Here is an 8,779-nt window from a genome sequence, read left to right on the forward strand (position 1 = left end):
CGCAGCGGGGCGACGGCCGGGGGCCTGGCGCTGACGGCTTGCGCGGCGGCCAGGCTCTGGGCGTGCTGCTCCAGGCGCTCCAGCCCGAATAGTTCGCCGCGCACCGGCGCCGAGCCGGACCACAGCGATGCATCGCTGCCGCGAAACAGGAGGCGTTGGAGGAAGGGGGTCATGGTGCCTTTCGGTGGGCTGTGGGCGGTGGTGCGCCCAGGCGACTGAACGGCGGATCGGGCAACGGAAGGCGGGGCAAAAGAGGGGAGGGCGCGCGTGCGCGGCCGGCCGCTCTAGGGCGCGCGCAGGTCGAACTCGCGCAGCATCACGGGCTCGATGGCGCCCTGGTCCACGCGGCGGCGCGCCGCGGCCTCGATCTCGGGGGCGTGGCTGCGGTAGGTGTCCATCGGGTCCTCGTCCGCGCTGCCGGGGCTGTAGCGGTAGTGCAGGGCATCCTTGCCGACGCTGGCACCGATCCATTGCGACTGGACCTCGACCCAGAAGCGCACCGTTCCCGAGGCTTCGTGGAAAAAGGGAGGCTGTGACATGGGGAACTCCGAAAAGGTGGGGGGTGATCGCATGCCGCCGGGCGGTGGGTGCACCGGCGCGGGCATGGGGTGGAGCGCGCAAGGAAAGCCAAAGAGGGCGGCGAAAGACTTGGCACCGCTTGGCCTGCGAGGCTATCGCCGGCCCGCCCGCCTGTCTGTGCGCTGGCACACACAGGCCGGGCCCGGGCCGCGCCCTATACTGAACCGGGCGAATCGTTGCCGGTGGCTGTTCCATCGCTGATGCATCCGGCTTTCTGGAGAATGCGATGCCCCACCGTGAAGAACCCCGGCGCAACCGCCTGCTCGCCGCCTTGGGCGACACCGAGTGGCAGCGCCTGCAACCCGACCTCGAATCCGTGAGCCTCGGCGTGGGCCAGGTGCTCGGCGAGCCGGGCGAGCGCGTGGGCCATGCGGTGTTTCCCACCACCGCCATCGTCTCGCTGCTGCACCGCCTGGAAGACGGCGGCTGCGCGGGGGTCGCCGTGGTCGGCTTCGAGGGCATGGTCGGCGCGTGCATCGTGCTGGGCGGCGAATCGATGCCCCACCGCGCCGTGGTGCAGTGCGCAGGCCGCGGCTGGCGCGTGCCGGCCCATGCGCTGCTGGACGTGCTGCAGCAGTCCGCCGCGTGGCAGCGGCAGCTGCTGCGCTACGCACAGGCGCTCCTGGCGCAGATCGCGCAGACGGCCGTGTGCAATCGCCACCACTCGCTGGACCAGCAACTTTGCTGTTGGCTGCTGACCAGCCTCGATCGCCTGGAGGGCCCGGACGTGGTGGTGACCCAGGAGCTCATCGCCCACATGCTGGGCGTTCGCCGCGAGGGGGTGACGGAAGCGGCGGGGCACCTGCAGCAGGCCGGATTGATCCGCTACCGCCGTGGCCGCATCACCGTGCTGGACATCGATGGACTGCTGCGCCGCAGCTGCGAATGCCACCGGCTCGTGCAGCGCGAGTACGAGCGGCTTTTGCCGTGAGCGCGGCGCGGCGCCAGGGCGGTTGCGGGAACGGGTGTACCATGGGCCGCGTAGACATGTGCAAGACCGTCACTCCCTAGGTCGCTCCCCAGTTGCCCGCCGGCGCCCTGCCGGCGGATGTTGTCGAATATCCCATCGATGATTTTCTTGGCGTCTCTGCGCCGCAGGCACGTTCGCGCCGCGGCAACTTGAAAAGGAATCGATATGACGACACAAACCGGCACCGTGAAATGGTTCAACGATGGCAAGGGCTTCGGCTTCATCGCCCCCGATGACGGCAGCAAGGACCTGTTTGCCCACTTCCGCGAAATCCAGGGTGGCAGCGGCTTCAAGACCCTGGCGGAAAGCCAGCGCGTGCAGTTCGAAGTGACGCAAGGCGAAAAGGGACCGCAGGCGTCCAACATCCGCGCCGTCGAATAAGGCGCCAGGCCCGGGCGGTGTCCGCCCCGGCCGCACCTCTCCCGAAACGCGGCCCTGGCCGCGTTTTCTTTTTTTTTGGAAGGCGCATCCCCATGAAAAACCTGCAAGACGTTACCGAGCGCATCTGCGAACTCAAGGGCAGCCTCATTGCCATCGACGCGCTGCTGCCGGCCCTGCTCGATGCCCTGCCGTCCGGGGCGCACGGCACCCTGGCGCGGTCGTTCGACGCGCACGTCGAAGCGGCCCGGACCGTGATGCTCCACGCCCCCATCTCCGACCATGTGCTGTCCACCTTCGAGCGCGACGCCGCCCGCATGCACGGCGTGATCGCCGCGCTGCCTGGCACGCCGGCGCCGCTGGCCGAGTCCGAGTCCGGACCCGTGGCGCAGTCCCAGGCCCCGGCCACCGAATCCGTGCTGCTCACCAGCACGCGCATCAGCACGTTCGACGGACCGCGCTCGCTGACGGGCGCGAGCGGCTTCTTCTTCCGGCGCGACGGGCGGCTTTTCCTGGTGACGAGCCGGCACGTGCTGGCCGACGCGCCCAGCGCCCATTTTCCGGACCGCATCGAAATCGACCTGCACCTGCATCCGCAGGACCTCACGCGCGTCGCCGTGTTCTCGCTGCCGCTGTACCGCGACGGCCTGGGCCTGTGGGCCGCCGCGCTGGTGCTGCAGTCGCTGGCCTACGTGCTGCTGGCCCTGCGCGGCCGCGTGCCGGACATGCTCTCCATCGTGGCCGCCAACGGCCTGCTGTCCAGCGTGTTCGCCTGCCTGCTGGCGGCCGTGTGCCAGTTCCACCGCCGGCCGCTGCCCTGGGGGCGGCTGATCGGGCCGGTCGTGCTGACCCTGGCGCTGTTCGTGGCGTTCCTGCAGGACTACGAAATGCGCCTGATGCTGGCGGGCGTGGTCTTTCCCGCGCAACTGGCCCTGGTGCTGTGGACGCTGTGGCGCTTTCCGTCGCCCGGGCGCGGCGCCGGCCTGGTGGCGCTGGGCATCGTGCTGCAGATGTCGGTGCTGGTGGTGCGCGCCGTGGCCGCGGCGACGGGCGCCATGCCGTAGGCAAAGGCATCGCCGGAACTGGCGAGCATCTGGCGCAGCATGCCCACGGTCAGCAGGGCTTCCTCGGCCTCGGCGGCAAGCGGCATGCCCAGCGAGGCCGGGCCGCCACCACCGCCCATGCCGCCGGGCATGCCGTACTGGCTGGGGTATGCGCCGGGATGGGGCGCGCCGTAGCTGCTCGCCGGGCCGCCGTAGCCGCCGCCGTGGCTGCTGGGGTAGGCGCCACCGTAGCCGGTGGCACGCCCCGTTGACTGGCCGGCCTGACCCGCCACCGCATAGCCCACGGGGACGATGCCGTTGTCGCGAAGGCTCTGGGCGGCGGTTTTGTAGACGGAGACGAGTTCGTCGCCCAGCACCTTGCGCATGTGGGCCATCCACACCTGGCGGACCTCGGCGGACACGCCCGTGTCGCCCACCACCTGCTGCAGGGCGCGGATGTAGTTCTCGGGGCGCAGGGGATTGCGCTCGGGCTGCACGCGCTGCAGGCCCTGCGCGGAGCTGACCAGGGTGTTGAGCTCGGCCAGCGTGGCCTCGGTGGCATGCACCGCGATCTGCTGGGCCCGCGACAGCTCGACCTGGGCCAGCACCTCGGACTCGTCCATGAGCGACAGCTCGCCGAAGTCCATGCCCGTTTCGTCGCCCGGACGCGCGCGCGGGTTGGAGGGGCCTTCGGCGAACACCTCCAGCAAGGCCATGGGGTAGGCCTTGGCCAGGGCGTCCTCGTGCTGCTTGATCAGCCGCAGCGCATCGGCCAGCAGCGTGCGCTGCTGGATGTTGCGCTCGGTGGACTCATCGCTGGCCAGCGCCCCCTGGGTCACGCTGGTCAGCCGTCCCATCAACGCCTCGCCCTGCCGCACCGCGTTGACGACGCAGGCACGAAAGACCGTTCTGGACCGGGACGCGGGCAGGGACATGGTGGCGGGCGAGGAAAAGCGGCAGCAGCGACGATCCTAACGGGTTGTTGCTTACTTGAGTGCCTTGTAACGCATGCGCTTGGGCTTTGCGCCCTCTTCGCCCAGGCGTTTTTTCTTGTCGGCTTCGTATTCCTGATAGTTTCCGTCAAAGAACACCCACTGGCTGTCGCCTTCCGCGGCCAGGATGTGCGTGGCGATCCGGTCCAGGAACCAGCGGTCATGGCTGATCACCAGCACGGTGCCGGCGTATTCCAGCAGCGCGTCTTCCAGGGCGCGGAGGGTTTCCACGTCCAGGTCGTTGGAGGGCTCGTCCAGCAGCAGGACGTTGCCGCCCGCGATCAGCGTCTTGGCCAGGTGCAGGCGCCCACGTTCGCCCCCCGACAGGCTGCCGACCTTCTTTTGCTGGTCCGAGCCGTTGAAGTTGAAGCGGCCCGCGTAGGCGCGGCTGGCCATCTGGAACTTGCCGACGTTCAGGATGTCCAGGCCGCCGGAGATGTCTTCCCACACGGTCTTGTCGTTGCCCAGCTCGTCGCGGTGCTGGTCCACGAACGCCATCTTGACGGTGGAGCCCACCACCACCTGGCCGCTGTCCGGCTGCTCGCGGCCGGCCAGCAGCTTGAACAGCGTGGACTTGCCGGCGCCGTTGGGGCCGATGATGCCGACGATGGCGCCCGGGGGAATGCTGAAGCTGAGGTTGTCGATCAGCACGCGGTCGCCGAAGGACTTGCTGACGTTATGGAACTCGAACACCTGCTGGCCCAGGCGCTCGGCCACGGGGATGAAGATTTCCTGCGTTTCGTTGCGGCGCTGGTATTCGAAATCGCTCAGCTCCTCGAAGCGGGCCAGGCGCGACTTGCTCTTGGCCTGGCGGGCCTTGGGGTTCTGGCGCGACCATTCCAGCTCCTTCTTCAGGGCCTTGGCGTGGGCTTCCTCGCTCTTTTGCTCCTGCGCCAGGCGGTCGCCCTTTTGCTCCAGCCAGGTGCTGTAGTTGCCCTTCCATGGAATGCCGCGGCCGCGGTCCAGCTCCAGGATCCATTCGGCGGCGTTGTCGAGGAAGTAGCGATCGTGGGTGATGGCCACGACGGTGCCGGAAAAGCGCTTGAGGAACACTTCCAGCCACTCGACCGACTCGGCGTCCAAGTGGTTGGTGGGCTCGTCGAGCAGCAGCATGTCGGGCTTGGACAGCAGCAGGCGGCACAGGGCCACGCGGCGCTTTTCGCCACCGGACAGCAGGCCGATCTTGGCGTCCCAGGCGGGCAGGCGCAGGGCGTCGGCGGCGATTTCCAGCTGGTGCTCGGAGTCGGTGCCGGCCGTGGCGATGATCGCCTCCAGCTGGGCCTGCTCGGCCGCCAGGGCGTCGAAGTCGGCGTCCTCGGCACCATAGGCCACATAGACCTCCTCCAGGCGCGCCTTGGCGGCGAACACCGCGCCCATCGACTCTTCCACGCTCTCGCGCACGGTGTGCTCGGGGTTGAGCTTGGGTTCCTGCTCCAGGTAGCCGATGGTCAAGCCCGGCATCGGAATGGCTTCGCCTTCGATTTCCTTGTCCACGCCGGCCATGATCTTGAGCAGCGTGGATTTGCCCGAGCCGTTCAGGCCGAGCACGCCGATCTTGGCGCCAGGGAAGAACGACAGGGAGATGTCTTTCAAGATCTGCCGCTTCGGCGGCACGGTCTTGCTGACGCGGTTCATCGAATACACGTATTGGGCCATTGGCTTTCTTTCCTTAGATGGGGGCTGCGCTGCCGGGGGTGCACGAGCGGCCGGGGAGGCCTGCCGGAAAAGCGCGTTCAGGCGGATTATCGGATGCTTTGGCGCCGGCGCTTTCGGCAACCCCGCAACGCGGTGCCCGCGCGCGACAGTTTGCCCCAGGGGCGGCCCGCCCGCGCCGCCTGCGTAAAGCCCCGACCGCCGGCGGGCATCTCGTGCCACAATAGCGCCCAGCCACCGGCTCCAGTGATCGGTGGCCTCAGCAACCTGCTGGGGACGACGAAGCCGCCATGCGGTGTTCTGGCTCCCATTCGTGAATCCCATCTGCCTTGACTGGCCGCAGCCCCGACATGGGTCCTGCGACAGGCCGATGCCCCCAGCGCCCGGACAGGGCGTTTCCTTGAATGAACTTTGACGAACTGAATCTGGCCCCAGCCATTCTGAAGGCCGTGCACGAACAGGGTTACGAAACCCCGACCCCCATCCAGGCACAGGCCATCCCTGCGGTGCTCGAGGGCCACGATCTGCTCGCCGGCGCACAGACCGGCACCGGCAAGACCGCCGCCTTCACCCTGCCCATGCTGCACCGCCTCTCGCAGGGCACGGCCCCCAAGAGCAAGTTCGGCGGCAAGGGCGTGCGCGCCCTGGTGCTCACGCCCACGCGCGAGCTCGCCGCCCAGGTCGAGGAATCCGTGCGCGACTACGGCAAGTACGTCGACATCTCGTCCACCGTCGTGTTCGGCGGCGTGGGCATGAACCCGCAGATCGACCGCATCAAGCGCGGCGTGGACGTGCTGGTCGCCACCCCCGGCCGCCTGCTGGACCTGCAGCAGCAGGGCTTCCTGGACCTGTCCACGGTCGAGATCCTGGTGCTGGACGAAGCCGACCGCATGCTGGACATGGGTTTCATCCACGACGTGAAGAAGATCCTCGCCCTGGTGCCCAAGGACAAGCAGAGCCTGCTGTTCTCCGCCACGTTCAGCGACGAGATCCGCGAGCTGGCCAACACGCTGCTCAAGAACCCGCAGAGCATCCAGGTCACGCCGCGCAACACCACGGTGCAGCGCATCACGCAGGTGATTCACCCCGTGGGCCGAGGCAAGAAAAAGCAGGTGCTGCTGCACATCATCCAGGAGCACGACTGGAGCCAGGTGCTGGTGTTCACCCGCACCAAGTTCGGCGCCAACAACGTGGCCGAGTTCCTCACCAAGAACGGCGTCAACGCCATGGCGCTGCACGGCAACAAGAGCCAGAGCGCCCGCACGCAGGCCCTGGCCGGCTTCAAGAGCGGCGACATCCGTGCGCTGGTGGCCACCGACATCGCGGCCCGCGGCATCGACATCGACGAGCTGCCGCACGTCGTCAACTACGAAATCCCCAACGTGTCGGAAGACTACGTGCACCGCATCGGCCGCACCGGCCGCGCGGGCGAGACCGGCGTGGCCGTGAGCTTCGTGAGCGCCAGCACCGAGGCGCACTGGCGCCTGATCGAAAAGCGCCAGCGCATGGCCCTGCCGCTGGAGCAGATCCCCGGCTTCGAGCCCACCGAAGCCGCGCCGGCCGCGCCGCCGGGCAACGGCGGCATCAAGGGCAAACGCCCGAGCAAGAAAGACAAGCTGCGGGCGGCCGCGGCCCGCCAGGGCCAGGAGAACGGTGGCACGGACGACTGAGCCGCGCCAGCCGTCGTCGCTCGATCAGCCCCGGGTGCGCGGGTACAGCGGGTAGGCCGGGTCGGTGTAGCCCGGGGTGGACGGGTGGCCCGGGGCCACCAGGTCGTTCACCAGCGCTTCGTCCTGCGCGGTGATCTCCACGCCCAGCGCCGGCGCGTAGTCCTGCCACTGCGCCAGGGTGCGCGGGCCGGCGATCACGGCGCTCACCGCGCGGTGCGCCAGCACCCAGGCCGTGGCGAACTGGGCCAGCGTCACGCCGCGTTCCTCGGCATGTTGTTTCAACTGCTGCGCGATCTGCAGCGATTCCTCGCGGAACTCGGTCTCGGCCATGCGCTTGTCGCCGCGTGCCGCGCGCGTGCCCTCGGCGGGCGGCTGGCCCGGCAGGTACTTGCCGGTGAGCACGCCGCGCGCGATCGGGCTGTAGGGCACCACGCCCACGCCGTGGTGCGCGCAGGCCGGCAGGATCTCCACCTCGGGCATGCGGTTGAGCAGGTTGTAGTACGGCTGGCAGACCACGGGCCCGGGCAGGCCCATGCGCGCCGCCAGGTGCACCAGCTGCGTGATGCGCCAGGCGCGGAAGTTGGACACGCCCCAGTAGCGGATCTTGCCAGCGCGCAGCAGCGCATCGATGGCGAACAGCGGCTCCTGCAGGTCCATGTCGTTGACGTCGCGGTGCAGGTACAGGATGTCCACGTGGTCGGTCTGCAGCCGGGCCAGGCTGGCATCCACCTCGCGCAGCATCCAGGTGCGGGAATACTGCGATTCGTTTACCCGGTCGGACATCTTGTTGCCCAACTTGGTCGCCAGCACCCAGTCGTGGCGCTGGCCCTTGAGCAACCCGCCCAGCATCGTTTCCGAAGCACCCCGGGTGTACACGTCGGCCGTGTCAATGAAGTTCACGCCGCGCTCGCGCGCGTCGGCCACGATGGCCGCGGCCTCGTCGCGCCCCGTCTGGTCGCCGAACATCATGGTGCCCAGGCACAGGGCGGAGACTTGCAGGTTGCTGCGGCCAAGGCGGCGGTATTGCATGGCAGGGACCTTTCGGTGAGAAGAAAAAGAGGGAGAAGAAGCGAACCCGGCGGGGGCGCGCGGCAGGTCAGTAGTGCGGCGGCAGTTCGTCGCGCAGGCTGCGCACGGCCGCACCGCCGCCTTCGGGGATCTGCTGGCGCAGCTGGGACACCTCGGCGATGAGCCGGTCGATCTGCTGCTGTTGCCGGTAGATGGTGAGGTTGAGCTGGTCGAGCAGGTCTTCGGCGAAGCTGGCCTTGATCTCCAGCTCGTTCAGGCGCTGTTCGTTGGGATGGGTGTCGGGCATGCCGCTATTGGAACCCAAACCACGCTTCACCCGCCGCCGCTGCCTGGCGACGCCCCCAGCACCCTTGCCACCAGTTGTCGGGCGGGGGTCGGCAGCGCGTCCAGCTGCCGCACGCACAGCACCAGCGAGCGCACGGCCCACGCATCGCCCAGGGCCACGGCCCGCACGCCGGCCGAACG

At 68.7% G+C, this 8,779-nt stretch carries 7 protein-coding genes and 2 pseudogenes; 4 read left to right on the plus strand and 5 right to left on the minus strand.

Features of this window, described 5'->3' with window-relative positions:
• Nucleotides 1-284: 284 nt before the first annotated feature.
• Nucleotides 285-539 carry a DUF1488 family protein gene (locus AC27IQ_RS15095; RefSeq protein WP_284431426.1) on the minus strand — a complete coding sequence of 85 codons (255 nt, stop codon included), beginning with the start codon at nucleotides 537-539 and terminating at the stop codon, nucleotides 285-287.
• A 266-nt stretch (nucleotides 540-805) separates the two neighbouring features.
• Between AC27IQ_RS15095 and AC27IQ_RS15100 the strand changes: the two genes are divergently transcribed.
• The 3 genes from AC27IQ_RS15100 to AC27IQ_RS15110 all read left to right on the plus strand — a co-directional run bounded on the left by AC27IQ_RS15100 (nucleotide 806) and on the right by AC27IQ_RS15110 (nucleotide 2,991).
• On the plus strand, nucleotides 806-1,510 hold the full coding sequence (locus AC27IQ_RS15100; RefSeq protein WP_284431427.1) for a Crp/Fnr family transcriptional regulator: 705 nt from the start codon (nucleotides 806-808) through the stop codon (nucleotides 1,508-1,510).
• A gap of 204 nt (nucleotides 1,511-1,714) precedes the next feature.
• Nucleotides 1,715-1,930: a transcription antiterminator/RNA stability regulator CspE gene (gene cspE, locus AC27IQ_RS15105; protein WP_272552015.1), complete on the plus strand. Its 216-nt coding sequence runs from the start codon at nucleotides 1,715-1,717 to the stop codon at nucleotides 1,928-1,930.
• Between the two features lie 92 nt (nucleotides 1,931-2,022).
• A complete protein-coding gene (locus tag AC27IQ_RS15110; RefSeq protein WP_487089943.1) occupies nucleotides 2,023-2,991 on the plus strand; it encodes a hypothetical protein in 969 nt (322 codons plus the stop codon).
• A 35-nt stretch (nucleotides 2,992-3,026) separates the two neighbouring features.
• Here AC27IQ_RS15110 and AC27IQ_RS15115 read toward each other — a convergent pair.
• A pseudogene (locus tag AC27IQ_RS15115) lies at nucleotides 3,027-3,905 on the minus strand (DUF1631 family protein); the annotation flags it as partial.
• 51 nt (nucleotides 3,906-3,956) lie between these two features.
• A complete protein-coding gene (gene ettA / locus AC27IQ_RS15120) occupies nucleotides 3,957-5,618 on the minus strand; it encodes an energy-dependent translational throttle protein EttA (RefSeq protein ID WP_284431476.1) in 1,662 nt (553 codons plus the stop codon).
• 401 nt (nucleotides 5,619-6,019) lie between these two features.
• On the opposite strand from ettA, the pseudogene AC27IQ_RS15125 reads away from it, so the two are divergent.
• Nucleotides 6,020-7,073: pseudogene (locus AC27IQ_RS15125) on the plus strand (DEAD/DEAH box helicase); the annotation flags it as partial.
• Between the two features lie 236 nt (nucleotides 7,074-7,309).
• Here AC27IQ_RS15125 and AC27IQ_RS15130 read toward each other — a convergent pair.
• Complete coding sequence (locus AC27IQ_RS15130; RefSeq protein ID WP_487089944.1) at nucleotides 7,310-8,314, minus strand: aldo/keto reductase; 1,005 nt, start codon at nucleotides 8,312-8,314, stop codon at nucleotides 7,310-7,312.
• A 67-nt stretch (nucleotides 8,315-8,381) separates the two neighbouring features.
• Nucleotides 8,382-8,600 carry a SlyX family protein gene (locus AC27IQ_RS15135; RefSeq protein WP_272564107.1) on the minus strand — a complete coding sequence of 73 codons (219 nt, stop codon included), beginning with the start codon at nucleotides 8,598-8,600 and terminating at the stop codon, nucleotides 8,382-8,384.
• Nucleotides 8,601-8,779 lie beyond the last annotated feature (179 nt).

The organism is Acidovorax sp. KPB24-07, from assembly GCF_057543315.1.

Bases quoted from the DNA above. Each gene is read 5' to 3' on its own strand.
- AC27IQ_RS15095 (WP_284431426.1), bottom strand. From the start codon at position 539: ATGTCACAGCCTCCCTTTTTCCACGAAGCCTCGGGAACGGTGCGCTTC.
- AC27IQ_RS15100 (WP_284431427.1), top strand. From the start codon at position 806: ATGCCCCACCGTGAAGAACCCCGGCGCAACCGCCTGCTCGCCGCCTTG.
- cspE (WP_272552015.1), top strand. From the start codon at position 1,715: ATGACGACACAAACCGGCACCGTGAAATGGTTCAACGATGGCAAGGGC.
- AC27IQ_RS15110 (WP_487089943.1), top strand. From the start codon at position 2,023: ATGAAAAACCTGCAAGACGTTACCGAGCGCATCTGCGAACTCAAGGGC.
- ettA (WP_284431476.1), bottom strand. From the start codon at position 5,618: ATGGCCCAATACGTGTATTCGATGAACCGCGTCAGCAAGACCGTGCCG.
- AC27IQ_RS15130 (WP_487089944.1), bottom strand. From the start codon at position 8,314: ATGCAATACCGCCGCCTTGGCCGCAGCAACCTGCAAGTCTCCGCCCTG.
- AC27IQ_RS15135 (WP_272564107.1), bottom strand. From the start codon at position 8,600: ATGCCCGACACCCATCCCAACGAACAGCGCCTGAACGAGCTGGAGATC.